This window comes from Pseudomonas sp. FG6 (genome assembly GCF_057809015.1).
The window spans coordinates 138,374-163,740 of record NZ_JBMDJD010000007.1 but is presented as its reverse complement, the minus strand read 5'-3'; the positions used below and the strand labels follow the sequence as shown (position 1 = coordinate 163,740).

Here is a 25,367-nt window from a genome sequence, read left to right as displayed (position 1 = left end):
TTCGCACTGGTGCGCCAGCCCGGTCAAGCGGGAGCAAGCTCCCTCGCCACAGGTTCAGTGGGTTTATTAAGTGGACAGCTCCACAAAGGTCAGGCGCGCTTGACCAAGTGCACTGCCAGCACATCGCAAGGCGCGCCATGCAGCACATCGTTGGCGGTCGAGCCCAGCAGCAATGCCAGACCGTGACGGCCGTGGCTGCCCACCACGATCAGGTCGCACCCCTGCTCCTTGGCCAGGTGATGGATCTCCTGGCGCGGCTGGCCGTAGGTCAGGTGGCTGTTTTCCTTTTTCAGCGCCGGGTACTTGGCAATCAGTCGTTCGAGGCGTTCCTTGGCCTGATCGAATTGCTGCTGTTGCAGTTGGGAAAGGTCCATCGGCACATCGCCGCCAAAGGCCATGGCCATCGGCTCGACGATGTGCACCAGTGACAGTTTTGTTTCCCGGCTTTCGCACAGGGCGAGGGCGCGCTTGACGACGGGATCGCATTCTTCAGTGAGGTCGACGGCGACCAGGACGTGTTCGTAGTACATGGAAGGCACTCCAGAGAATTGCGATACGGTAAGTATGGCTGGTTTCAAGCGCATTGACGGCGACACAGGTCAATGGGCTCATCAGAATCGGGGAGTACGAATATGACGGTCTGGATAGTGCTGTCAATCCTGTTGGTGGTGTTAAGTCCGTTGGCATGGTTGCGTCCTTCCCGTGTCCAGAGCGGTCGCATGGCCTTGCGCATGGAGGCGCGACGCCTGGGGCTGGCCATGCAACTGGCCCCCCAGGAGTGGCCGCACTGGCTCGGCCAGCCGGCGCCAAGCCCGTGCGCCCAGTACCATCGACCTCGGCGGGGCAACCAGCCGGCGTGTTGGAGCTACTGGCAAACGGCACCGGGCGTCTGGGTCAATCAGTGGCGGGAAGTCTGCCAGGACGAGGCCCTGCTCAATCATTTCGAAAAATTGCCGGCCAATGTCTACAAGGTCGAAGCCGATCGGCAGATGATCGCGTTGTATTGGGGTGAAAAAGGCGAGGCCAGTGTGTTGCAGGCCATTGCCGATGTGCTCAAGGCGCTGGCCTGAGGGCCTGGGCGGCGATCGTCACCGAAGCCGATGAGGCGGGCATATATAAAAAAGCCCGACAGTTTCATCGGGCGGATTGGCCAGGCAGGCCGGTAATCCATTCCATGTCAGGGCGTGCGTTCGTAACGTCCTTGCTCCTCTCTTCAATTGCGTTCCCGACAGCGTAGTCGGTTGGATCCGGCGCGCCCGCAATTAGGGCGACTTTTCTAATTATTGATCCTATGAATAGGGGCTCATGCGGTGCCGTGTTGCGGATCCGTACGGTACGGAAAATGACCGTGAAGTCGCGTTCATGCCGCCGTTTAGGGCGATTGACAATTGTCGGAAATTCCGTGAAGGTGACGTACCCAAATCAAACGGGCGTATGAATTGAGCGTTTATATTTTCAGAACGTTCCTACAGAACCCGACTATCGCGTTGACGGGTGTGCCTGGCGGATTGGCGTAGCATCGACGGTAACGTCAATGCCGAACCAGCAGCCAGCGTTCAGCGTGTACTGTTCAGCTTCCATATCGTGGAGATCAGTTGATGATTTACGAAGGTAAAGCCATCACGGTTAAGGCTCTTGAAAGTGGCATCGTCGAACTGAAGTTCGACCTCAAGGGTGAATCCGTCAACAAGTTCAACCGTCTAACCCTGAATGAATTGCGTCAGGCCGTAGACACTATCAAGGCAGATGCTTCGATCAAGGGTGTGATCGTCAGCAGCGGCAAGGACGTGTTCATCGTCGGTGCCGACATCACCGAATTCGTCGACAACTTCAAGCTGCCCGATGCCGAACTGATCGCTGGCAACCTCGAAGCGAACCGTATTTTCAGCGACTTCGAAGACCTCAACGTGCCGACCGTCGCGGCCATTAACGGCATCGCCTTGGGCGGCGGCCTGGAAATGTGCCTGGCGGCGGATTTCCGCGTCATGTCCAGCGCAGCCAAGATCGGCTTGCCGGAAGTCAAGCTGGGCATCTACCCAGGCTTCGGCGGCACCGTGCGCCTGCCACGCCTGATCGGTGTCGACAACGCCATCGAGTGGATTGCCGCCGGCAAGGAAAATCGTGCCGAAGACGCCCTGAAAGTGGGCGCGGTGGATGCTGTGGTCGAGCCTGGCAAGCTCCAGGAAGCGGCGCTGGCAACCCTCAAGCGCGCCATCAGCGGCGAGTTCGACTACAAGGCCAAGCGCCAGCCGAAACTGGAAAAGCTCAAGCTCAACGCCATCGAACAGATGATGGCCTTCGAGACCGCCAAGGGTTTCGTGGCCGGTCAGGCAGGGCCGAACTACCCGGCGCCGGTCGAAGCGATCAAGACCATCCAGAAAGCCGCGAACTTCGGTCGCGACAAGGCCCTGGAGGTCGAAGCCACCGGCTTCGTCAAGCTGGCCAAGACCTCGGCCGCCCAGAGCTTGATCGGCCTGTTCCTCAACGATCAGGAACTGAAGAAAAAGGCCAAGGCCTACGACGAAATCGCCAGCGACGTGAAGCAGGCCGCCGTGCTCGGCGCCGGCATCATGGGCGGCGGTATCGCCTACCAGTCGGCGTCCAAGGGCACGCCGATCCTGATGAAGGACATCAACGAGCACGGGATCGAGCAGGGTCTGGCCGAAGCCGCCAAACTGCTGGTCGGTCGCGTCGACAAAGGTCGCATGACCGCGGCGAAGATGGCCGAAGTGCTCAATGGCATCCGTCCGACCCTGTCCTATGGCGATTTCGGCCATGTCGACCTGGTGGTCGAAGCAGTTGTCGAGAACCCCAAGGTCAAGCAGGCGGTGCTGGCTGAAGTCGAAGGCCACGTCAAGGAAGGCACGATCCTCGCTTCGAACACCTCGACCATCTCCATTTCGCTGCTGGCCAAGGCCCTCAAGCATCCGGAGAACTTTGTCGGCATGCACTTCTTCAACCCAGTGCACATGATGCCGCTGGTGGAAGTGATTCGTGGCGAGAAGTCCAGCGAACATGCCGTTGCCACCACCGTGGCCTACGCCAAGAAAATGGGCAAGAACCCGATCGTCGTCAACGACTGCCCGGGCTTCCTGGTCAACCGCGTGCTGTTCCCGTACTTCGGCGGTTTCGCGAAACTGGTCAGCGCCGGCGTGGACTTCGTGCGTATCGACAAGGTCATGGAGAAATTCGGCTGGCCGATGGGCCCTGCGTACCTGATGGACGTGGTCGGCATCGACACCGGCCACCACGGTCGCGACGTCATGGCCGAAGGCTTCCCGGACCGCATGAAGGACGACCGTCGTTCGGCCGTCGACGTGCTCTACGAAGCCAAGCGCCTGGGCCAGAAGAATGGCAAGGGCTTCTACGCCTATGAGGCCGACAAGCGCGGCAAGCAGAAGAAAGTGGCCGACTCGTCGGTGCTGGAAGTGCTCAAGCCGATCGTCTACGAGCAGCGCGAAGTCACCGACGAGGACATCATCAACTGGATGATGATCCCGCTGTGCCTCGAAACTGTGCGCTGCCTGGAAGACGGCATTGTCGAAACCGCCGCCGAAGCCGACATGGGTCTGGTCTACGGCATTGGTTTCCCTCCATTCCGTGGCGGTGCGCTGCGCTACATCGATTCGATCGGGGTGGCCGAGTTCGTCGCCCTGGCTGACCAGTACGCCGATCTGGGCGCGCTGTACCACCCCACCGCGAAGCTGCGCGAGATGGCCAAGAAAGGCCAGAGCTTCTTCGGTTAAGCGCCCAACGACTAGAGCGAGAGAACATTTATGAGCTTGAATCCTAGAGACGTCGTGATTGTCGACTTCGGTCGTACGCCGATGGGCCGCTCCAAGGGCGGCATGCACCGCAACACCCGCGCCGAAGACATGTCGGCGCACCTGATCAGCAAACTGCTTGAACGTAACGTCAAGGTCGACCCGAATGAGGTCGAGGATGTGATCTGGGGCTGTGTGAACCAGACCCTGGAGCAGGGCTGGAACATCGCCCGCATGGCTTCGTTGATGACCCAGATTCCTCACACGGCGGCCGGCCAGACGGTCAGCCGCCTGTGCGGTTCGTCCATGAGCGCGCTGCACACGGCTGCCCAGGCGATCATGACCGGCAACGGTGACGTGTTCGTCGTTGGCGGCGTCGAGCACATGGGCCACGTGAGCATGATGCACGGTGTCGATCCGAACCCGCACATGTCCCTGCACGCGGCGAAAGCCTCGGGCATGATGGGCCTGACGGCGGAAATGCTCGGCAAGATGCACGGCATCAGCCGCGAACAGCAGGACGCCTTTGGCGTGCGCTCCCACCAGCTCGCCCACAAGGCGACGGTGGAAGGCAAGTTCAAGGACGAGATCATCCCGATGCAGGGCTACGACGAGAATGGCTTCCTGAAGCTGTTCGACTACGACGAAACCATTCGTCCGGAAACCACCCTGGAAAGCCTGGCGGCCCTCAAGCCGGCCTTTAATCCAAAGGGCGGCACCGTGACAGCTGGTACCTCGTCGCAGATCACCGACGGTGCCTCGTGCATGATCGTGATGTCGGCCCAGCGTGCCCAGGACCTGGGCATTCAGCCGATGGCGGTGATTCGTTCGATGGCCGTGGCGGGTGTGGACCCGGCGATCATGGGCTATGGTCCGGTACCGGCCACGCAGAAAGCCTTGAAGCGTGCAGGCTTGGGTATCGCCGATATCGACTTCTTCGAGCTCAACGAAGCTTTCGCCGCACAGGCCCTGCCGGTGCTCAAAGATCTGAAAGTGCTCGACAAGATGAACGAGAAGGTTAACCTGCACGGCGGCGCGATCGCCTTGGGTCATCCGTTCGGTTGCTCCGGTGCGCGTATCTCCGGCACGCTGCTTAACGTCATGAAACAGAACGGCGGGACTTTTGGCGTGTCCACCATGTGCATTGGCCTTGGCCAGGGCATCGCCACTGTCTTCGAACGCATCTAAACGTTGCGTTGATGGAAGCCGGGGCCAAGTGCCCCGGTTTTTGTTTTTGCGGGTCTATTTTGTTTTTATTTGAAAAAAATTTGAGAGAGGGCCAAAGCATGCCGATACAACCAGGGCTCTACCAACATTACAAAGGTCCGCAGTACCGCGTATTCAGCATCGCGCGGCATTCCGAGACAGAGGAAGAAGTGGTCTTCTATCAAGCCCTGTATGGTGATTACGGCTTTTGGGTGCGTCCCTTGAGCATGTTCCAGGAGTCCGTCGAGGTTGACGGGGAACAGGTCCCGCGCTTTGCTTTGGTGCAGGCCGAAGAGAGCATTTTTTCCAAGCCGTGAGGTCGGCATGCGGACAACCCTGCGCTTGACCTCACCTTGCAGCCACTATATATAGCGGTGCCGCGTCAGGCGCCAACCGCCTTTCACTTTTTAGAATTCAGGAATTTTCCGATCCATGGGCAAATCGCTGGTCATTGTGGAATCCCCGGCTAAGGCCAAGACCATCAACAAGTATCTGGGTAACCAATACGTGGTGAAGTCGAGTATCGGCCATATCCGAGACCTGCCCACCAGCGGTTCGGCTAGCGCCAGCAAAGAGCCAGCCGCCAAGCGCGGCAAGGCCGCTGCTGGTGAAGCGCCGGCGCTGTCGCCCAAGGAAAAGGCGCGCAAGCAGTTGGTCTCGCGCATGGGTGTCGATCCGGACCACGGCTGGAAAGCCAAGTACGAGATCCTCCCGGGCAAGGAAAAGGTCATCGAGGAGCTGCGCCGGCTCGCCAAGGATGCCGACACCATCTATCTCGCGACGGACTTGGACCGCGAAGGGGAAGCCATTGCCTGGCACCTGCGCGAAGCCATTGGTGGGGATGACAGCCGCTACAAGCGCGTGGTGTTCAACGAAATCACCAAGAAGGCCATCCAGGAAGCCTTCTCCGAGCCGGGCGAGCTGGACATCGATCGGGTCAATGCCCAGCAGGCGCGTCGTTTCCTCGACCGTGTGGTGGGCTACATGGTTTCGCCGTTGCTGTGGGCCAAGATCGCCCGCGGTCTGTCGGCCGGTCGTGTGCAATCGGTTGCGGTGAAGCTGGTGGTAGAGCGCGAGCGGGAGATCCGTGCGTTCATCCCTGAAGAATACTGGGAAGTGCACGCCGACCTCGGTACCGCCAAGGGCGCCACCGTGCGCTTCGAAGTGGCTCGCCAGAAGGGCGAGGCCTTCAAGCCGCTCAACGAAGCCCAGGCCATGGCTGCGCTGGAGAAGCTCAAGGCCTCCAGCTACAGCATCGTCAAGCGCGAAGACAAACCGACCAGCAGCAAGCCGTCGGCGCCGTTCATCACCTCCACGCTGCAACAGGCCGCGAGTAATCGCCTGGGCTTTGGCGTGAAGAAAACCATGATGATGGCCCAGCGTCTGTACGAAGCCGGCTACATCACCTACATGCGTACCGACTCGACCAACCTTTCGGCCGATGCCGTGGCAATGGCGCGCACCTATATAGAAAGCGAGTTCGGCAAGAAGTACCTGCCGGACACGCCGAACGTCTACAGCAGCAAGGAAGGCGCGCAAGAGGCTCACGAAGCCATTCGCCCATCCGATGCCAACACCGAGCCAAGCAAGCTGTCGGGCATGGAGCGTGACGCCGAGCGTCTCTACGAGCTGATCTGGCGCCAGTTCCTGGCCTGCCAGATGTTGCCGGCTCAATACCTGTCGACCACGGTCAGCGTGGGTGCCGGTGACTTCGAGCTGCGCGCCAAGGGCCGCATCCTGAAGTTCGATGGTTATACCCGCGTAATGCCCCAGATCACCAAGCCTGGTGACGACGATGTCCTGCCGGACATGGCCCAGGGCGACGTGATGAAGCTGCTCAAGCTCGATCCGACCCAGCATTTCACCAAGCCACCGGCGCGTTATTCCGAAGCCAGCCTGGTCAAGGAAATGGAAAAGCGTGGCATCGGTCGTCCTTCGACCTATGCGGCGATTATTTCCACCATCCAGGACCGCGGCTATGTGGCGCTGCACAACCGTCGTTTCTATTCGGAAAAGATGGGTGACATCGTTACCGAGCGCCTGTCCGAGAGCTTCTCCAACCTGATGGACTATGGCTTCACCGCCGGCATGGAAGAGAACCTCGACGACGTGGCCCAGGGCGAGCGGGACTGGAAAAACGTCCTCGACGAGTTCTACGGCGATTTCAAGAAAAAACTCGAAGTGGCTGAAAGCCCTGACAGCGGCATGCGCGCCAACCAGCCGGTGATGACCGACATCCCGTGCCTGACCTGTGGGCGTCCGATGCAGATCCGTACCGCTTCGACCGGTGTGTTCCTGGGCTGCTCGGGCTATAGCCTGCCGCCCAAGGAACGCTGCAAGGCGACGGTCAACCTGGTGCCCGGCGACGAAATCGCGGCAGACGACGAGGGCGAGTCCGAATCCCTGGTGCTGCGTGGCAAGCATCGCTGCCCGATCTGCAGCACGGCGATGGATGCCTACCTGCTGGATGAAAAGCGCAAGCTGCACATCTGCGGTAACAACCCGGATTGCGCCGGTTACGAGATCGAAGAAGGCTCCTACCGCATCAAGGGCTACGAAGGCCCGAGCCTGGAATGCGACAAGTGCGGCAGCGAAATGCAACTCAAGACCGGCCGCTTCGGCAAGTTCTTCGGTTGCACCAACCCGACCTGCAAGAACACTCGCAAACTGCTCAAGAGCGGTGACGCTGCGCCGCCGAAGATGGACCCGGTGAAGATGCCGGAGCTCAAGTGCGAGAAGGTCGACGACACTTACATTCTGCGTGACGGTGCGTCCGGCTTGTTCCTGGCGGCCAGCCAGTTCCCGAAGAACCGTGAAACCCGCGCACCGTTGGTGATGGAGATTGTCCCGCACAAGAGCGAGATCGATCCGAAGTATCACTTCCTGTGTGAAGCACCGCAGAAGGATCCCGAGGGGCGTCCGGCAGTCATTCGCTACAGCCGCAAGACCAAGGAGCAATACGTGCAGACCGAAGTCGACGGCAAGCCGACCGGCTGGAAGGCGTACTACGACGGCGCTAAGTGGACGGTCGAAGACAAGCGCTGATCGATGGTGTTTGTTTGACGGTACGGGTTAGAGGTTCCCTGTGGCGAGGGAGCTTGCTCCCGCTGGCGCGCGTAGCGGCCCTGAAACCGAGCATTCGGTGGGTCAGGCAGATTGAGTTCGCTGTTTGGGGCCTGCTGCGCTGTCCAGCGCGAGCAAGCTACCTCGCCACAAAAAGCAACTTGCCGGTTTGAAGGGTTGCGCGCAGCCGTCCCCAACAGGCCCGGTTGAACAAAAAGGCCGCATGACAACCCATAGGTTTTCATGCGGCCTTTCTGTTTTTGGCTTGCAGTGGCTGCGGTTGATCCACGACACTGTCGCTCTTGCGTGAAGCTTTTATTTCGTTGGGGGAGAATGCCGCCATGGCCCACGAACTCTATACCCGTACCAACCAGAAGATCTATTTTGCCGGCCTGTCGCTCGAAGCCCTGTCCAGGACCGAGGATGGGCGTGCGTTGAATTCCCCGGCGTTGCTCCAGGCCGGGCGTGAAGCGGCGTTGTTTCACCTGTATGGCGCGCTGTTGGGGCTGTGCCATGAGATTGCAGGCTTCTACCGCTTGCCACAGGCCAATGCGCCGCGGGCCGAGCTGTTGTTGACGCGCGAAGTCCTGGAAACCATCGCCATCCCTGAGCTGGCCGAAATGGTGGAACTGGCGCACAACCCGGAAACCTGGCTGGCCAGGTTGCTGGCGGCCCATGCTGCGCTGTTCCAGCCACCGCGCGCGCCGCACAAGCCCAAGGGTGATGTGACCCAGCCGCTGATCGTGGCGGTCAATTTGGATGAGCCAGAGCCTGAGCAGGAGTTGAGCCGGGAAGAGTTGGAGAGCTGGCGTCAGAACCTCAAGAGCCTGGCGATTCGCTTTCGCGAAGGATTGACTGAGTGCTGAGTTTTCCGTCGGTCCAGGCTGTTGATTGATTACGCTTGGTCAAGATCCCGAGCGAAGCCTGGCCGATGACTATATAATCCTCGCCTTTCGTGGAGAACAGACTTTTATGCCTACGTCCTTTCTAGAAATTGTCGAACTTCCTGATGGCCGGATCGAGCTGCGCAGGGCTGAGGACGAGGGTTCTCTGGTTACCCTGAACTTCTCCGAAGATGCCAAGGCGTTCCTTCAGGGCCAACACGTTGAGGTCGCCAAGGCGATGCTGAGCGTCGGCGTTCAGATGGCGGGACGGCTGGTTGAAGGCGAATTCAACAAGGAAGAGGGCCCACGGGTTCTCCATTGATCCCGTCTGTCGGCTTTTTGAAAGACAGTTTTTACTGACCGGCTTCTCTGTCCTGGAGAAGCCTCGCGTTTGCCTCAGCCCAGTCGAATATTCAGGCTTTGTGCGTCTCCAGTGCGGGCGGCGTTGATCAACTGTTGCCGTGCGCTCGCGCTCAGTGGATTGAGCCAACTGACCACGGTGTGGCTGCGGCCCAGGCGCAACGCTTCACAGGTCAGTTGCTGGGCGCTCTGAGTGCCCCGTGGCTGCAGCAGCAGGATCCGCTCCCGATTCAGCCCGGCGTCCCGCAGCCACGCCTGGGTGACGCTGGCCGGTGGTGCAATCAGCGTCAACCAGCGCGCATCCTGATCCTGGCTGAGCTCACGCAGGATCGGCGCCAACAGGTTCAAGCAGTTCCCGGCCGCGCCACGTAACGACAGCTCACTGAAGGCCTCGGGTTCGATACCCCAAGGCGATTCGATGACCTCCTTCAAGACTGGAACCAGCGGTTGGGCCATGAAAGCCTCGAACAGCGGAAGTTGTGTGTGCTGTGGGGTGTGAGGGAACTGCATAAAGCCTCCTTTAGCGGCGAATGACGCCGACGCTCAAGCCTTCGATGACCAGGTCCTGATCTTTCAGGTTCACTTCGATGGGGGCGAACTCGGGGTTTTCAGCGATCAGCCAGACTTTGCTGCCTTCGCGCTTGAAGCGCTTGACGGTGACTTCATCACCAAGGCGCGCCACCACGACCTGGCCATTGCGGGCTTCGCGAGTGGTGTGGACGGCCAGGAGGTCGCCGTCGAAGATGCCGATGTCCTTCATGCTCATGCCGTGCACACGAAGCAGGTAATCAGCCCGTGGATGGAAGAACGAAGGGTTGATGTTGCAGGACTCCTCGACGTGTTGCTGGGCGAGGATCGGAGCGCCGGCGGCGACCCGGCCAATGATCGGAAGGGTGGTTTCGTCGGCCTTGGCTTCGAAGCCGGGGATACGAATGCCGCGGGATGCACCCGGCGTCATTTCGATCGCGCCCTTGCGCGCCAGCGCCTTGAGGTGTTCTTCGGCCGCGTTGGGCGACTTGAAGCCCAGTTCCTGAGCGATTTCAGCGCGGGTCGGCGGGTAGCCGTTGTCTTCGAGGCAGCGTTTGATGAAGGCCAGAATCTCTGCTTGGCGTGGCGTCAGCTTTAGCATATTGATCGCTCTGTCTTTTTATACAGTGACTGGGATTATATACAGTGAACGCTACTTGGCAATCCTCCTTTTTTCCCGGGCCGCTGGACGGTCGGTCGTGTGGTTGCAGGCGACATGGCTACAGCCCGCGAAAGGTGTGGTTAAATACCTGACCGGGCGTTCGCAAAACGTCCCGGCAGGCTTGACAACCTCCAGGCTGCAAACGTATGTTTCAAACAAGTGTTTGTTAGGCGGAGTAGCCATGGCCCAGTCGGAAACCGTTGAACGCATTCTCGATGCTGCCGAACAATTGTTCGCGGAAAAAGGTTTCGCCGAAACCTCGTTGCGTCTGATCACCAGCAAGGCCGGTGTGAACCTGGCTGCGGTGAACTATCACTTCGGTTCGAAAAAAGCGTTGATCCAGGCGGTTTTCTCCAGGTTCCTCGGGCCTTTCTGCCTGAGCCTCGATCGCGAGCTGGAACGGCGCCAGGCCAAGCCGGACGTCAAGCCGACCCTGGAAGAGCTGCTGGAGATCCTGGTCGAGCAAGCCCTTGTCGTGCAACCGCGCAGCGGCAACGACCTTTCCATTTTCATGCGCCTGTTGGGCCTGGCCTTCAGCCAGAGCCAGGGGCACCTGCGCCGTTACCTGGAAGACATGTACGGCAAGGTATTCCGTCGCTACATGTTGCTGGTCAACGAGGCGGCGCCGCGCATTCCCCCTATCGAGCTGTTCTGGCGCGTGCACTTCATGCTCGGGGCTGCCGCGTTCAGCATGTCCGGCATCAAGGCGCTGCGGGCCATCGCCGAAACCGATTTCGGGGTGAACACGTCGATCGAGCAGGTGATGCGCCTGATGGTGCCGTTCCTGGCGGCTGGCATGCGTGCCGAAAGCGGCGTCACCGACGAAGCCATGGCCGCGGCACAGTTGCGTCCCAGAAGCAAAACCGCCCCGGCCCTGGCCAAGGCTTGAGCCCATGGGTGGGCGCAATAGCTTGCATCCGCTAAGCTAGTCGCCCATGTCGACCCTCGTCTCGAACCCGTTCCCTGTTTCCGTGCATTGCCACCAGCTACCGGGCCTCCTGCCCGGCGGCGCGGTCATGCCTGAGCCGGCGTACGGGTTCATCGTTATCAAGGAATTGTTATGACTGCTGGCCTGCAAGGCTCGTTGATGGTGGATGTCGCCGGTACCTGGCTGACGGCCGAAGATCGCCACCTGTTGCGTCAGCCCGAAGTGGGTGGCCTGATCATTTTTGCCCGCAATATCGAGCACCCACGCCAGGTGCGTGAGCTGAGCGCTTCGATTCGCGCCTTTCGTCCGGATCTCTTGCTGGCGGTCGACCAGGAAGGCGGGCGGGTCCAGCGCCTGCGGCAGGGGTTTGTGCGATTGCCGGCAATGCGCGCGATAGCCGACAACCCGAACGCCGAGTGCCTGGCCGAGCAGTGCGGCTGGATCATGGCCACTGAAGTGTTGGCGGTCGGTCTCGACTTGAGTTTCGCCCCGGTGCTGGACCTCGATTACCAGCGCAGCGCGGTGGTCGGCAGTCGCTCTTTCGAGGGTGATCCCGAGCGTGCGGCGCTGCTGGCCGGTGCCTTCATTCGTGGTATGAATGCGGCCGGCATGGCCGCCACGGGCAAGCATTTCCCGGGGCACGGCTGGGCCGAGGCCGATTCCCACGTGGCCATCCCCACGGATGAGCGCAGCCTCGAACAGATCCGTGCCAATGACCTGGTCCCGTTCGCCAGGCTGAGCAAGCAGCTCGCCGCCGTCATGCCGGCCCATGTCATCTACCCGAAGGTCGATGCCAGCCCGGCGGGTTTTTCCCGCCGGTGGCTGCAGGACATCCTGCGCGGTGAGCTGCAGTTCGATGGGGTGATTTTCAGTGACGACCTGTCGATGGCCGGCGCCCATGTCGTGGGTGATGCCGCCAGCCGCATCGAGGCGGCCTTGACGGCCGGTTGCGACATGGGTCTGGTCTGCAACGACCGTGCTGCTGCGGAGCTGGCGTTGAGCGCCGCCCAGCGCTTGAAGGTCACGCCTTCGGCGCGGATTGCCCGCATGCGCGGCCAGGCCTTTGCTTCCACCGAGTATCGTCAGGATCCGCGCTGGCTGGAGGCGCTCGGGGCGTTGAAAGCGGCCCAGTTGATCGATTGATCTGTGGCGATCTTCTGTGCCGCTATCGCGAGCAAGCTTTGCTCCCACAGCACAGATTGGGCTGATGAGCGCCGGACTTATGCGCTCCCGGCAGCCTCAGTAGATCAGCGCTTTTCGAGCTTGTCCGGCAACGGCGCGAACAGTGCCTCGATGTCGTCGCTCTGCAATTTCCAGTCTCCGGACACGCGTCCGTCCAGTACACCGGCCGCCAGGTCGGACTTTTCTTTTTGCAGCAGTTGGATCTTCTCTTCCACCGTGCCCCGGGCAATCAGCTTGTAGACGAACACCGGTTTTTCCTGGCCGATGCGGTAGGCGCGGTCGGTGGCCTGGTGTTCCGTGGCCGGATTCCACCATGGGTCGTAGTGGATCACGGTGTCGGCTTCGGTCAGGTTCAAACCTACACCGCCGGCCTTCAGGCTGATCAGAAAGATCTGACGCTTGCCACTCTGGAATTCCTTGACCGGCGTGCGTCGATCGCGGGTCTGGCCGGTCAGGATCGCGTAATCGACGCCGCGCTTCTTCAGTTCTTCCTCAATCAGCGCCAGCATCGATGTGAACTGGGAAAACAGCAGCACCCGGCGGCCTTCTTCGAACAGTTCGTCGAGCATTTCCATGAGGCTGTCGAGTTTGCCCGACAGGCTGCCTCGGGTGGGCAGGGCGGTGTCGTTGATCAGGCGCAGGTCGCAGCACACCTGGCGCAGCTTGAGCAGGGCTTCAAGGATGATGATCTGACTGCGGGCCACGCCTTTGCGGGTGATTTCGTCGCGGACTTTCTTGTCCATCGCCAGGCGCATGGTTTCGTACACGTCTCGCTGGGCGTCGCTGAGTTCGACCCAATGAATGATCTCGGTCTTGGGTGGCAACTCCGTTGCCACTTGCTCCTTGGTCCTGCGCAGCAGAAAGGGTTTTATCCGGCCGTTGAGGTGCTGGAGGCGGACGTCGCTGCCACGCTTTTCAATCGGTGCACGGTAATCGCGATTGAAGCTCTTGACGTCCCCCAGCCATCCCGGCAGCAGAAAATGAAACAGCGACCAGAGTTCGCCCAGGTGGTTTTCCAAAGGTGTGCCGGACAGGCACAGCCGTTGGCGGGCATCGAGCTCGCGAGCGGCCTGGGCGGCCTTGCTGGTAGGGTTCTTGATGTACTGGGCCTCATCGAGGATCAGTACGTGCAGGGGTTGTACCTTCAGGCGCTCGACGTCCTTGGGCAACAGGGCGTAGGTGGTGAGGACCAGGTCGTAGTCGCCCAGCCGTTCGAAATGCTTCTTGCGTCCGGCGCCATACAGCGCCAGGACTTTGAGCTGGGGCGTGAAGTGCGACGCTTCGTCGAGCCAGTTGGGAATCAGGCTGGTGGGCATCACCACCATGCAGGGGCGGTCGAGGCGTCCGGCGTTCTTTTCGCTGAGAATGTGCGCCAGGGTCTGTAGGGTCTTGCCCAAGCCCATGTCGTCCGCGAGGATGCCGCCGACTTCCAGTTGCCTGAGCGATTGCATCCAGCTCAGGCCTTCGAGTTGGTAGGGCCGCAGCGTCGCGTTCAAACCCTCGGGCGCGGTGCAGGTGTAATCGCGGATGTCCCGCAGGCGTTGGGCCAGGCCACGGATGTGTTCGCCGCCTTCCCAGCGCAAGGGCATGTCTTGCAGCGGATTGAGGCGCAACGCGTCCGCGCTGTTCAGGCGCAGTTTGGTGGTGCCGGGTTCATGCAGGTAAAACTCGCCGAGGGTGGCCAGTACCGGCTTCAGCCGGCCATAGGGCAGGGCGACTTGCTGCGGGCCGAACTCGGAGTTGGGGCGGTTCGGCAAAGTCACCAGGATGAGCTCGTCGTCACGCCGCCGGGCCAGGCGCTCGGGGTTGAACAGCTCGATGTGCGAGCGCATCAGGTTCAGCAGGATCGGCAGCAGGCTCAGGCGCTCGCCGTTGACGATGATCCCCAGTTCCAGGTCGAACCAGTCCCGTTCCGGGGCCTGCTCCACCGTGGCGTACCAATCGTCCACCGCCGTGAGATCGAAGCCGAAATCCTCGTCGATCTGCAACTCCCAGCCCTGGCTGCGCAGTTTGGGCAGGTCGTTGAGGGTGAAGGTCAGCCAGGCGCTGTCGTTGACCATCTCGTACAACTCGCCGGCGCTTTCCGGCAGGGCTTTGCTCTGCCGGGTCGCGACCTTGAAGCCGAGGATTCTTAGTTGCTCGCGGTAGGACTGTTCCACGTCCGTATGGCGTTTTATCCGCAGCGTCTGGGTTTCCTGGCGAATCAGTACGTCGGTGTTGCGCTGGCCACTGACGTATTCGTCCAGGTAGCTGAACGACAGGGCGGCGCGATGCTGGATATAGCGCTGCATCTTGCCGTTGCGCGGCTCGAACGCGCTGAACTCGATGCTCGCCAGCCACAGGCGCGGCACCGGTTGCACGTTGTCCACCAGCACCTGCGGTGGTGCCTTGGGGCTGCGGTTGTCCAGGACTGCCTGGAGTTTTTCCAGCAACAGTGCGTCCTTCTCAGCGGCCGGGTAGGCCAGGGTTTCCTGGACTTGCAGCAAGACCGCCGCGCAATGCTTGCAGTTGATACGCACCGGGCATGAGCAGGCGGCTTCGAGCAGGATCAAGCTGCCCTTGGCGGACTCTTTCAGGCGGATGGTCTGGCGGTAGACGCTGCCGCCAGAGCCTTCGCAACTGGCGACGATGGCGCTGTCGCCGGTCTCGACGATCCTGACACGGTTCTCCAGCGCATAGCGCCGCCCACGCTCCAGGCTCTGTTCCTTGAATCGATTGACCCAGGAAGGTGCCAGGGGTTTGCTCAGGGGCGAGGGCATAGGCGCGCCGATCAGTCCGGAATGACTTCAGGTGCCTGGCGTGGCGCAGGCGCGGTCAACGAGGTCATCTTGATCAGCAGGCCGAGGTGGCCGTTGTCGAGGAAGTTCAGCAGGCCGTTCTTGGTATGGCTTTGCTGTTTGAGGCGCTCGCTGGCGGTGACCAGGCCATTGGCGTCGATCTGGTTGATCCAGAAGTCGGCGTCCACGTCGGTGAAGCGGCCCAGCTTCAACGCCAGGGTGCCCTCGATGGGAAACTGGCCGAACCGTTCGGCGCCGTCGCTGATGGCGATCTTGCTGGGTTGTTCGCCCAGGGTTTGCTGCCAGGCCTTGTGCATCAGCACAGTGTATTGCCCGCTGGCGTTGAGTTTTTCCACGATATTGCCCAGCGCAGGCGTGCGCTGGGTGTCGGCGCCGAGGCGGTGCGCCCCGGCGTCCCAGTCTTCGGGCGCGGCGCGGCTGATGATCGCCGGCTCTGCGTTCTGGCGCACGAGAATCATTTCAACCTGATACAGGTCGTCGGCAGACGCCAGGGGCGCGACCAGGGCCGTCATCAAGGTCAGAGAGCGAAACAGGCGCATTTGGCGTCCTTCAAGCAGTGGTCGGGGCGAGGCGCTCGAACAGCGCCTCTACGGTATTGAAACGCTCTTGCGGGTTCTCCATGGGCACCATGAACTTGAACAGGGTGGCACCTTCGAACTTGTAGCGTTTGGGTTGGCCCTGGATCAACTTGATCAGCACCAGTGGGTCGACCGGCGTCTGGGCCTCGAACTCGATCCGGCCGCCGTTGGGGCCGCCGTCGACTTTCTTGATGCCCAGTTGTTCGGCCTTGAGCTTGAGCAGCGTCGTGCGCACCAGGTTCTTGGTCGGTTCCGGCAGCAGGCCGAAGCGGTCGATCATCTCCACTTGCAGGTCCTTGAGGCCTTCCTCGTCGGCGGCCGACGCGATGCGCTTGTAGAGGATCAGTCGCGCATGAACATCCGGCAAGTAGTCTTCCGGGATCAGCGCCGGCACCCGCAGGTTGATTTCCGGCCCGCCACCCAAGGGCTGGTCGAGGTTCGGTTGTTCGCCCTTGCGGATCGACTTGACCGCCCGTTCGAGCATTTCCATGTACAAGGTGAAGCCGACGGCCTGGATCTGGCCGCTCTGGCCATCGCCGAGCAACTCGCCGGCGCCACGGATCTCCAGGTCGTTGGTGGCCAGGACGAACCCGGCCCCCAGGTCCTGGGTGTTGGCGATGGCTTCCAGGCGCTTTTCCGCGTCCGGGGTGATCTGCTGGCGCGGCGGCGTCAACAGGTAGGCGTAGGCCTGGTGGTGGCTACGCCCGACCCGACCGCGCAACTGATGCAACTGGGCCAGCCCGAACTTGTCGGCGCGCTCGATGATGATGGTGTTGGCGCTCGGCACGTCGATGCCGGTCTCGATGATGGTCGAGGCAATCAGCACGTTGAAGCGCTTGTGGTAGAAGTCGCTCATCACCTGTTCGAGTTCGCGCTCGCGCATTTGTCCGTGGCCGATGGCGATACGGGCCTCCGGCACCAGCTCGGCCAGGTCGGCGGCGCATTTCTCGATGGTCTTGACGTCGTTGTGCAGGTAATAGACCTGGCCGCCGCGCAGCAGCTCGCGCAACAAGGCTTCCTTGACCGTGCTCTTGTTCTGCTCCATGACGAACGTGCGCACCGACAGGCGACGGGCCGGCGGCGTGGCGATGATCGACAGGTCGCGCATGCCCGACACCGCCATGTTCAACGTGCGCGGGATCGGCGTGGCGGTCAGGGTGAGGATGTCGACTTCGCTGCGCAGGGCCTTGAGCTGTTCTTTCTGGCGCACGCCAAAGCGGTGCTCCTCGTCGATGATCACCAGGCCCAGGTTCTTGATCTTCACGTCGTCCTGCAACAGCTTGTGCGTGCCAATGACGATGTCGATCTTGCCCTCGGCCAGATCGGCCACGGCGGCGTTCACTTCCTTGGCGGATTTGAAGCGGCTCATCACTTCCACGGTCACCGGCCAGTCGGCGAAGCGGTCCCGGAAGCTGTTGTAGTGCTGTTGGGCGAGCAGGGTGGTCGGCACCAGGATGGCCACCTGCTTGCCGCTGTGCACGGCAATGAACGCCGCGCGCATCGCCACTTCGGTCTTGCCGAAGCCGACGTCGCCGCACACCAACCGATCCATTGGCTTGGGCGCGAGCATGTCGGCGCGCACGGCTTCGATGGCGCTCTGCTGGTCGACGGTTTCCTCGAAGGGGAAACCGGCGCTGAAGGTTTCGTAGTCGGCTTTCGGGTCGGCGAAGGCGTGGCCCTCGCGGGCTGCGCGGCGGGCGTAGATGTCGAGCAGTTCGGCCGCCACGTCACGCACTTGTTCTGCGGCCTTGCGCTTGGCTTTCTGCCAGGTTTCCGAGCCCAGGCGATGCAGCGGGGCCAAGGCGTCGTCGCTGCCGGTGTAGCGGGCGATCAGGTGCAGGTTGGCCACCGGCACGTAGAGCTTGGCGCCTTCGGCGTATTCCAGGGTCAGGAATTCGGCGGTCTGGCTGTCGACTTCCAGCGTGGCCAGGCCCAGGTAGCGGCCCACGCCGTGGTCGATGTGCACCACGGGCGCGCCTTCGCGCAATTCGGTGAGGTTCTTGATGACGGCGTCATTGGCGGCGTCGGCGCGTTTTTCCCGTCTACGACGCTGCATGACGCGCTGGCCGAACAACGGACTTTCGGCCACCAGCGCCAGGGCTGGGTCATTCAGGACCAGGCCGTCGTTGAGCGGTGCGATGGTGATCGCCAGGCGATCCTTGCCGCTGACGAAATCCGGCCAGCTGTCCACCGCCTTCGGTCGCAGCTTCAGTCGCTCCAGCAGTTCCAACAGCACTTCGCGACGGCCGGCGGATTCGGCGGTGAACAACACGCGGCCAGGGAACCCGTCGAGGAAGCCGGCCAGTGCCGCCAGTGGTTGCGTGGCCTTGGCTTCGATCGCCAGGTCCGGCAGGGCCTGGGCCGGGAAGCGTTCGCGACCGACACCGGGTTCCACATCTTGCTGGCTGGCCACGACTCGCGGCCAGTTCTTGAGGCGGGCGAAGCAGTCTTCCACCGGCAGGAACAGCTCGGCCGGCGGCAACAGCGGCCGGGAAGGGTCGATGCGGCGCTCTTCGTAGCGGTTGCGCACGTCGTTCCAGAAGTTTTCCGCGGCCTGTTCGATGCCCGGCAGGGAAAACACCTGGGTGTCCTGGGGCAGGTAGTCGAACAGGGTGGAGGTGTCTTCGAAGAACAGGGGCAGGTAGTATTCGATACCGGCGGGCGTGATGCCGCTGCTCAGGTCCTGGAAGATCGGGCAGCGCCGGAAATCCACATCGAAGCGCTCGCGAAACCGCGCCTTGAAGCGGGTCACGGCCTCTTTTTGCAGGGGGAATTCCTTGGCCGGCAACAGGCGGACCGACGGGACCTTGTCGATGGAGCGCTGGTTTTCCGGGTCGAAGGTGCGCAAGGTCTCGATTTCATCATCGAACAGGTCGATGCGATAGGGCAACTTGCTGCCCATCGGGAACAGGTCGATCAGCGCCCCGCGTACCGCGAATTCGCCATGCTCGTACACCGTGTCGACGCAGCGATAGCCGCTGGCTTCCAGGCGGGTGCGCGTTTGCTCGACATCGAGTTTCTGGCCGACGTCCAGCACCAGGCTGCTGCCAAGCAGGAACTGGGTGGGCGCCAGGCGATGTAGGGCCGTGGTAATCGGCACTACCAAAACGCCATGACTGAGCTCCGGCAGCCTGTAAAGGCTGGCGATTCGCTGGGAGATGATGTCCTGGTGGGGCGAGAACAGGTCGTAGGGCAGGGTTTCCCAGTCGGGGAAATGCAAGACCGGCAGGTCCGGCGCGAAGAACCCCAGTTCCTGTTCCAGACGCTCGGCGCTTTGGCTGTCGGCCGTCAGCAGCAGGGTGAAGCGCTTGGCAGCGCTGGCCGCCTCGGCGATGGCCAGGCTCAGGGCGGCACCGGGCAGATTGCCCCAGTGCTGTTTACCTGCCGCGGCAGGGAGATGCGGAAGACGCAGAACGGGCACGGAAGATTGAGCTCCAGCGTTGCGACAAAGTCGACAATTGTAGCGGGGGAAGGGGGCTGCTGTCAGTCGCAGACTGCCCAGGTGGGCAGGAAAAGCCACGGTGCGACAGGCGCGCATTGCTCAGTCGCGGACTCGGCGGCATAATGTAGCCCCTTTTTTCTGTCCCTACATGTGGAAGGTTACCGTGACTCAGAAGCCCGACCAGTGTCTTGGTGAATGGATTGATCGTGAAGCACTCGCTGAAGCGATGATCCCTCTCATCGGTCAGCTCTACCGCAATAACAACGTGGTGAGCTCGATCTATGGCCGCAGCCTGATCAACCAGTCTGTCATCGCGATCCTCAAAGCCCATCGCTTTGCTCGCCACCGTTCTTCCGACGACAGCGAACTCTCCGTCCACGAAACATTCCCTCTGCTCAAGGCCATGAGCGAGCTCAAGCTCGGCGCGGCTTCGGTAGACCTGGGCAAGTTGGCGTTCAAATTCCGTAGCGAAGGCAATGGCCGCACCGCCGAGCAATTCGTTCGCGAAGAGCTGGCCGATGTGGTGGGCCAGCAGAACGTTGCCGCGCGTAAAGGCACCGACGTGGTCCTGTACGGCTTCGGTCGTATCGGCCGCCTGCTGGCGCGCATCCTGATCGAGAAAACCGGTGGTGGCGACGGCCTGCGCCTGCGCGCCATCGTGGTGCGCAAAGGCGCCGAGAACGACCTGACCAAGCGTGCCAGCCTGCTGCGCCGCGATTCGGTCCACGGCTCGTTCAACGGCACCATCGTCATCGACGAAGAAAACAACACCATCACCGCCAACGGTAACCTGATCCAGGTGATCTACGCGAAGAGCCCGACCGAGGTGGACTACACCCAGTACGGCATCAAGAACGCCCTGCTGGTGGACAACACCGGCGTATGGCGTGACGCCGATGGCCTGGGCCAGCACCTGACCTGCCCGGGTATCGACCGCGTCGTGCTGACCGCGCCTGGCAAGGGTAAGCTGAAGAACATCGTCCACGGCATCAACCACGGCGAAATCACCGCTGACGACAAGATCGTCTCCGCGGCCTCCTGCACCACCAACGCCATCGTGCCGGTGCTCAAGGCTGTGAACGACAAGTTCGGCATCGTCAACGGCCACGTTGAAACGGTTCACTCGTACACCAACGACCAGAACCTGATCGACAACTTCCACAAGGGCGACCGTCGTGGTCGCAGCGCCGCGCTGAACATGGTGATCACCGAGACCGGTGCCGCTACCGCTGCTGCCAAGGCGCTGCCTGAGCTGGCTGGCAAGCTGACCGGCAACGCGATCCGTGTTCCAACGCCGAACGTGTCGATGGCTATCCTCAACCTGAACCTTGAGAAGGCCGCCACTCGCGAAGAAATGAACGAGTACCTGCGCTACATGGCGCTGCACTCGGACCTGCACAAGCAGATCGACTTCGTCAGCTCGCAGGAAGTGGTTTCCACCGACTTCGTGGGCTCGCGCCACGCCGGTGTGGTCGACGCCGAAGCCACCATCAGCCAAGACAACCGCGTTGTTCTGTACGTCTGGTACGACAACGAGTTCGGTTACAGCTGCCAGGTGGTTCGCGTGATGGAAGACATGGCCGGTGTAAACCCGCCAGCGTTCCCGCGCTAAGCTTCATCTGGACATGAAAACGCCCCGACTTGTCGGGGCGTTTTTTTGTCTGGGGTTTTTGGGGTGCCTGGGCTTGCTCCGGGCGGCGTTCCGACGATGGCAATCTATCAGGCGCCGCCCACCATCGAAGCCTGCGCCGTGCGCAGCGCATGCCGATTACCCCTGAACAACACCAAGGTCGCAATCAAACCCAGCACTGCCGCGCCACTGAGCCAGATCCCTGGTGCTGCCTTGTTGTCCAGCACATGGATCAGGTAGGTACAGGCGGCCGGGGTAAACCCGCCGAAGGTCGCCGTTGCCAGGCTGTAGGCCAGGGAGAAACCGGTGGTGCGCACCTGGACTGGCATGATTTCCGTCAAGGCCACCACCATGGCACCGTTGTACGATCCGTACAGGAACGACAGCCACAGCTCGACGATCAGCAAATGGCTGAAGCTGGGGCTCGTCACCAGCCAGGACAGCGCCGGGTAGGCGGTCAGGATTGCCAGGACGGTCGCAGCGAGCAGTAGGGGTTTACGTCCGATCTTGTCTGAAAATGCCCCCATCACCGGCAGCCAGAAGAAATTCGACAAGCCGATGCACACGGTGACCAGCAAGGCGTCCAGGTCCGACAGGTTCAATTCGGCTTTGCCGAATGTCGGTGTGTAGGCGGTGATCAGATAGAAAGACACCGTGGTCATCACCACCAGCGCCATGCCGGCCAAGACGATGCCGAAGTTCTGACCAATGGAGCGGATAATTTCCGGCAGGCTAGGGCGATGTTTTCTCGCCTGGAACTCAGGTGTTTCTTCCAGTGAACGACGGATCACGAAAATCGCCGGGACGATCATGCAGCCCACCAGGAACGGTACGCGCCAACCCCAGTCGCCCATCTGCTGCGGGTTCAGCCAATGATTGAGGCCAACCCCCAGCAGACCGGCAAACACCACGGCAGCCTGCTGGCTGGCGGATTGCCAACTGACAAAGAAACCCTTGCGCCCAGGTGTGGAGATTTCCGCCAGGTACACCGACACGCCGCCCAGTTCCACCCCGGCGGAGAAACCTTGCAGCAATCGACCCAGCAGCACCAGCAGGGGCGCGGCCACGCCGAGGACGGCATAGCCCGGTACGCAGGCGATCAGGATGGTGCCCATGGCCATCAGCGCCAGGGTGATGATCAAGCCTTTGCGACGGCCGTGGCGGTCAATGTAGGCACCGAGGAAAATCGCTCCGAGGGGGCGCATCAGGAACCCGGCACCAAACGTGGCCAGGGACAGCATCAGCGAGGCGAACGCACTGTCGGTGGGGAAGAACGTCTTGGCAATGGCCGTGGCATAGAAGCCGTAGACCATGAAGTCGAACATCTCCAGGAAATTGCCGCTGACAACGCGAAAAATCGCCTTGCCATTGCTCGTAGGGGAAGACATGTGTGGGTACTCACTCTGGCAAATCTTGTATGAAAGCGCCGCACCTGTGGGGCTTGTGGGAGCCTTGATGGGGTCCTGGGAACCTGTGGGAGCAAAGCTTGCTCGCGATTCAGTCGATGCGGTCTAACTGCCAGTCCGCGTCATCGTTCGTCGCGAGCAAGCTTTGCTCCCGCAGGCTGCCACAAGGCTTCCGCCGGTCCCGGCAGGTTTTTGCGTGCGCTGAAGTTCATAATGGCTGGCGCGGTTTTGAGGGGGGATGAAGATTTGTTAACTGGACGATGGATTGGGCTTGTGGTGCTGGCCGGCATGTTGTCCGGCTGTGGCGACACCCTGGAGCGCTTCGACGGCCCGACCATGGGCAGTCATTATTCGATTCAGTACGTCAGACATTCCGCCGGACCCGGTCCGAACGCCGTGCAGACCGAGGTGCAAAGCATCCTTGCCGAAGTCGATAGGCAATTTTCAACCTATCGCAGTGACTCGGACATCGAGCGTTTCAACGCACTGCCAGCCAACAGTTGCCAGGTCATGCCGGGGCCGGTCCTGGAATTGGTCCGTGTGGGCGAGCAGTTGTCGGTCCAAAGCGATGGCTCCTACGACCTGACGGTGGAACCGCTGTTGAACCTGTGGGGGTTTGGCCCGCAATCGCGGGACGAAAAGGTACCGGATGCCGAGGCCTTGGCCCTGGTGCGCCAACGCGTGGGTCATGCTCATTTGCGCATCGAGGGGGACCGGCTGTGCAAGGATGCCGCAGTGGAAGTCGACTTCAACAGCATCGCCGCAGGCTACGCCGTCGATCGCATCGCCGCCCGGCTCCAGGCCCTGGGCATCGACAGTTACCTGGCCGAAGCCACTGGCGAGCTCAAGGCCGTCGGGCGCAAACCCGATGGCTCGCCCTGGCGTGTCGCCCTGGAAGAACCCCGGGACGACCGGCAGGTGGCCGAACGGGTCATCGAGGTCAACGGCTACGGGGTCTCGACGTCGGGCGACTACCGTAAATATTTCGAGCAGGGCGGTCAGCGCTATTCCCACACCTTCGATGCGCGCACGGGTACGCCGGTCCTGCACAACCTGGCGTCAGTCACAGTGATTCATCCTTCGGCGTTGATGGCCGATGGACTGTCGACGCTGTTGCTGATTCTCGGCCCTGAACGGGGTTGGGACTATGCCGAAAAGCATGGTATCGGGGTGTTTTTCGTGCTGCGGGACAAGGACCGTTTCCTCGTTCGCACCAATGAGGCATTTGAACGGATGGTCCAGGGCTCGCCACAATGATTCAAGCAAACTGAAGTGAATGGTATTGCAACGCTGACAGCGTTATGAAAGCTGACCTGTGGCGAAATAGCGCAGGCAAAACTAGCCTACGACGCGACCAAGGGGTAATGTGCGCGGCGTTGACGCTTCTATAGACTGTGGCCGGGCTCGTGAACCGGCCCCAAATTGTTCCTTCATGCCGGGAATCGGCGTGATTTAGCCGTCGGTGCCGCTGTGGTGCCACGGCCTGTTCTGAGGAGTACGCATGGCTGTCTACAACTACGACGTGGTGGTACTGGGCTCCGGCCCGGCGGGTGAAGGCGCGGCAATGAATGCCGCCAAGGCTGGGCGCAAGGTGGCGATGGTCGACAGCCGCCGACAAGTCGGCGGTAACTGCACCCACTTGGGCACCATCCCGTCCAAGGCCCTGCGTCACTCCGTACGGCAGATCATGCAGTTCAACACCAACCCGATGTTCCGGGCCATCGGTGAACCGCGCTGGTTCTCCTTCCCGGACGTGCTCAAGAGCGCCGAGAAGGTGATCGCCAAGCAAGTGGCCTCGCGTACCGGCTACTATGCTCGCAACCGCGTCGATGTGTTCTTCGGCACCGGCAGCTTCGCCGACGAGCAAACCGTGGAAGTGGTCTGTGGCAATGGCGTGGTCGAGAAACTGGTGGCCAAGCACATCATCATCGCCACCGGCTCGCGCCCATATCGTCCGGCCGACATCGATTTCAACCATGCGCGTATCTACGATAGCGACACCATCCTGAGCCTGGGCCACACCCCGCGCAAACTCATCGTCTACGGTGCCGGCGTGATCGGCTGCGAATACGCCTCGATCTTCAGTGGCCTGGGTGTATTGGTGGAGCTGGTGGATAACCGTGGCCAGCTGTTGAGCTTCCTGGACTCGGAAATTTCCCAGGCCCTGAGCTATCACTTCAGCAACAACAACATCACCGTGCGTCACAACGAAGACTACGACCGCGTCGAAGGCGTGGACAACGGCGTGATCCTGCACCTCAAGTCCGGCAAGAAGATCAAGGCCGACGCCTTGCTCTGGTGCAACGGCCGTACCGGCAACACCGACACCCTGGGCATGGAAAACATCGGCGTGAAGGTCAACAGCCGTGGCCAGATCGAAGTCGACGAGAACTACCGCACCTGCGTGCCGAACATCTACGGCGCCGGTGACGTGATCGGCTGGCCGAGCCTGGCCAGTGCCGCCCACGACCAGGGCCGCTCGGCCGCCGGCAGCATCGTCGACAATGGCAGCTGGCGTTTCGTCAACGATGTGCCGACCGGTATCTACACCATTCCGGAGATCAGCTCGATCGGCAAGAACGAGCAGGAGCTGACCCAGGCCAAGGTGCCTTATGAAGTGGGCAAGGCCTTCTTCAAGGGCATGGCGCGGGCGCAGATCGCCGGCGAGCCGCAGGGCATGCTGAAGATCCTGTTCCACCGCGAGACCCTGGAAGTGCTGGGCGTGCACTGCTTCGGCTACCAGGCCTCGGAGATCGTGCACATCGGCCAGGCGATCATGAACCAGTCGGGCGAGGCGAACACGCTGAAGTACTTCGTCAACACCACGTTCAACTACCCGACCATGGCCGAAGCCTATCGGGTAGCGGCCTACGACGGGCTCAACCGGCTTTTTTGAGCGGCTCCGGCCGGTGGCCTGAGCCGGCCGGGGAGACCGAT

At 61.4% G+C, this 25,367-nt stretch carries 19 protein-coding genes; 12 read left to right on the top strand and 7 right to left on the bottom strand.

Annotated elements, in window-relative coordinates:
- Nucleotides 1–89 precede the first annotated feature (89 nt).
- Entirely contained in the window at nucleotides 90–530 is a 441-nt protein-coding gene (locus tag ACODSJ_RS07040; protein WP_489101025.1) for a universal stress protein, read from the bottom strand.
- A gap of 102 nt (nucleotides 531–632) precedes the next feature.
- On the opposite strand from ACODSJ_RS07040, the gene ACODSJ_RS07035 reads away from it, so the two are divergent.
- The 7 genes from ACODSJ_RS07035 (at nucleotide 633) to ACODSJ_RS07005 (ending at nucleotide 9,239) form a co-directional block, all read left to right on the top strand.
- The gene (locus ACODSJ_RS07035; protein WP_489101024.1) at nucleotides 633–1,070 is read left to right on the top strand and encodes a hypothetical protein; all 438 of its coding nucleotides are present in this window, start codon (nucleotides 633–635) and stop codon (nucleotides 1,068–1,070) included.
- Between the two features lie 528 nt (nucleotides 1,071–1,598).
- Complete coding sequence (gene fadB, locus ACODSJ_RS07030) at nucleotides 1,599–3,746, top strand: fatty acid oxidation complex subunit alpha FadB (protein WP_489101023.1); 2,148 nt, start codon at nucleotides 1,599–1,601, stop codon at nucleotides 3,744–3,746.
- A 30-nt stretch (nucleotides 3,747–3,776) separates the two neighbouring features.
- Entirely contained in the window at nucleotides 3,777–4,952 is a 1,176-nt protein-coding gene (gene fadA, locus ACODSJ_RS07025; RefSeq protein WP_489101022.1) for an acetyl-CoA C-acyltransferase FadA, read from the top strand.
- Between the two features lie 98 nt (nucleotides 4,953–5,050).
- Complete coding sequence (locus tag ACODSJ_RS07020; RefSeq protein WP_025212748.1) at nucleotides 5,051–5,287, top strand: DUF1653 domain-containing protein; 237 nt, start codon at nucleotides 5,051–5,053, stop codon at nucleotides 5,285–5,287.
- A gap of 115 nt (nucleotides 5,288–5,402) precedes the next feature.
- Complete coding sequence (gene topA / locus ACODSJ_RS07015) at nucleotides 5,403–8,015, top strand: type I DNA topoisomerase (RefSeq protein WP_489101021.1); 2,613 nt, start codon at nucleotides 5,403–5,405, stop codon at nucleotides 8,013–8,015.
- A 359-nt stretch (nucleotides 8,016–8,374) separates the two neighbouring features.
- The gene (locus ACODSJ_RS07010) at nucleotides 8,375–8,899 is read left to right on the top strand and encodes a DUF6586 family protein (RefSeq protein ID WP_489101020.1); all 525 of its coding nucleotides are present in this window, start codon (nucleotides 8,375–8,377) and stop codon (nucleotides 8,897–8,899) included.
- Between the two features lie 106 nt (nucleotides 8,900–9,005).
- Nucleotides 9,006–9,239 carry a hypothetical protein gene (locus ACODSJ_RS07005; protein WP_047227208.1) on the top strand — a complete coding sequence of 78 codons (234 nt, stop codon included), beginning with the start codon at nucleotides 9,006–9,008 and terminating at the stop codon, nucleotides 9,237–9,239.
- 74 nt (nucleotides 9,240–9,313) lie between these two features.
- Here ACODSJ_RS07005 and sulA read toward each other — a convergent pair whose 3' ends face one another.
- Entirely contained in the window at nucleotides 9,314–9,787 is a 474-nt protein-coding gene (sulA, locus tag ACODSJ_RS07000; protein ID WP_489101019.1) for an SOS-induced cell division inhibitor SulA, read from the bottom strand.
- A 10-nt stretch (nucleotides 9,788–9,797) separates the two neighbouring features.
- The gene (gene lexA, locus ACODSJ_RS06995; RefSeq protein ID WP_489101018.1) at nucleotides 9,798–10,406 is read right to left on the bottom strand and encodes a transcriptional repressor LexA; all 609 of its coding nucleotides are present in this window, start codon (nucleotides 10,404–10,406) and stop codon (nucleotides 9,798–9,800) included.
- A 241-nt stretch (nucleotides 10,407–10,647) separates the two neighbouring features.
- On the opposite strand from lexA, the gene ACODSJ_RS06990 reads away from it, so the two are divergent.
- Together ACODSJ_RS06990 and nagZ are read left to right on the top strand one after the other, a co-directional pair.
- Nucleotides 10,648–11,355 (top strand): TetR/AcrR family transcriptional regulator, encoded by a 708-nt coding sequence (locus tag ACODSJ_RS06990; protein ID WP_489101017.1) that lies wholly within the window; start codon nucleotides 10,648–10,650, stop codon nucleotides 11,353–11,355.
- A gap of 183 nt (nucleotides 11,356–11,538) precedes the next feature.
- A complete protein-coding gene (gene nagZ, locus ACODSJ_RS06985) occupies nucleotides 11,539–12,537 on the top strand; it encodes a beta-N-acetylhexosaminidase (protein ID WP_489101028.1) in 999 nt (332 codons plus the stop codon).
- Between the two features lie 104 nt (nucleotides 12,538–12,641).
- Here nagZ and ACODSJ_RS06980 read toward each other — a convergent pair whose 3' ends face one another.
- Genes ACODSJ_RS06980 through mfd form a run of 3 tightly spaced genes read right to left on the bottom strand, consistent with a single transcriptional unit; the run spans nucleotide 12,642 to nucleotide 19,373 of the window.
- Nucleotides 12,642–15,335, bottom strand: coding sequence for a DEAD/DEAH box helicase (locus tag ACODSJ_RS06980; RefSeq protein ID WP_489101016.1), 2,694 nt, complete (start codon nucleotides 15,333–15,335; stop codon nucleotides 12,642–12,644).
- Between the two features lie 11 nt (nucleotides 15,336–15,346).
- Nucleotides 15,347–15,913 (bottom strand): CsiV family protein, encoded by a 567-nt coding sequence (locus ACODSJ_RS06975; protein WP_489101015.1) that lies wholly within the window; start codon nucleotides 15,911–15,913, stop codon nucleotides 15,347–15,349.
- Between the two features lie 10 nt (nucleotides 15,914–15,923).
- Nucleotides 15,924–19,373, bottom strand: coding sequence for a transcription-repair coupling factor (gene mfd, locus ACODSJ_RS06970; RefSeq protein WP_489101014.1), 3,450 nt, complete (start codon nucleotides 19,371–19,373; stop codon nucleotides 15,924–15,926).
- A gap of 169 nt (nucleotides 19,374–19,542) precedes the next feature.
- On the opposite strand from mfd, the gene ACODSJ_RS06965 reads away from it, so the two are divergent.
- Complete coding sequence (locus tag ACODSJ_RS06965) at nucleotides 19,543–21,006, top strand: glyceraldehyde-3-phosphate dehydrogenase (RefSeq protein ID WP_489101013.1); 1,464 nt, start codon at nucleotides 19,543–19,545, stop codon at nucleotides 21,004–21,006.
- Between the two features lie 107 nt (nucleotides 21,007–21,113).
- Here ACODSJ_RS06965 and ACODSJ_RS06960 read toward each other — a convergent pair whose 3' ends face one another.
- Entirely contained in the window at nucleotides 21,114–22,412 is a 1,299-nt protein-coding gene (locus ACODSJ_RS06960) for an MFS transporter (protein ID WP_489101012.1), read from the bottom strand.
- A 306-nt stretch (nucleotides 22,413–22,718) separates the two neighbouring features.
- Between ACODSJ_RS06960 and ACODSJ_RS06955 the strand changes: the two genes are divergently transcribed.
- The gene (locus tag ACODSJ_RS06955; protein WP_489101027.1) at nucleotides 22,719–23,687 is read left to right on the top strand and encodes an FAD:protein FMN transferase; all 969 of its coding nucleotides are present in this window, start codon (nucleotides 22,719–22,721) and stop codon (nucleotides 23,685–23,687) included.
- A 244-nt stretch (nucleotides 23,688–23,931) separates the two neighbouring features.
- Nucleotides 23,932–25,326 (top strand): Si-specific NAD(P)(+) transhydrogenase, encoded by a 1,395-nt coding sequence (gene sthA, locus ACODSJ_RS06950; protein ID WP_489101011.1) that lies wholly within the window; start codon nucleotides 23,932–23,934, stop codon nucleotides 25,324–25,326.
- Nucleotides 25,327–25,367 lie beyond the last annotated feature (41 nt).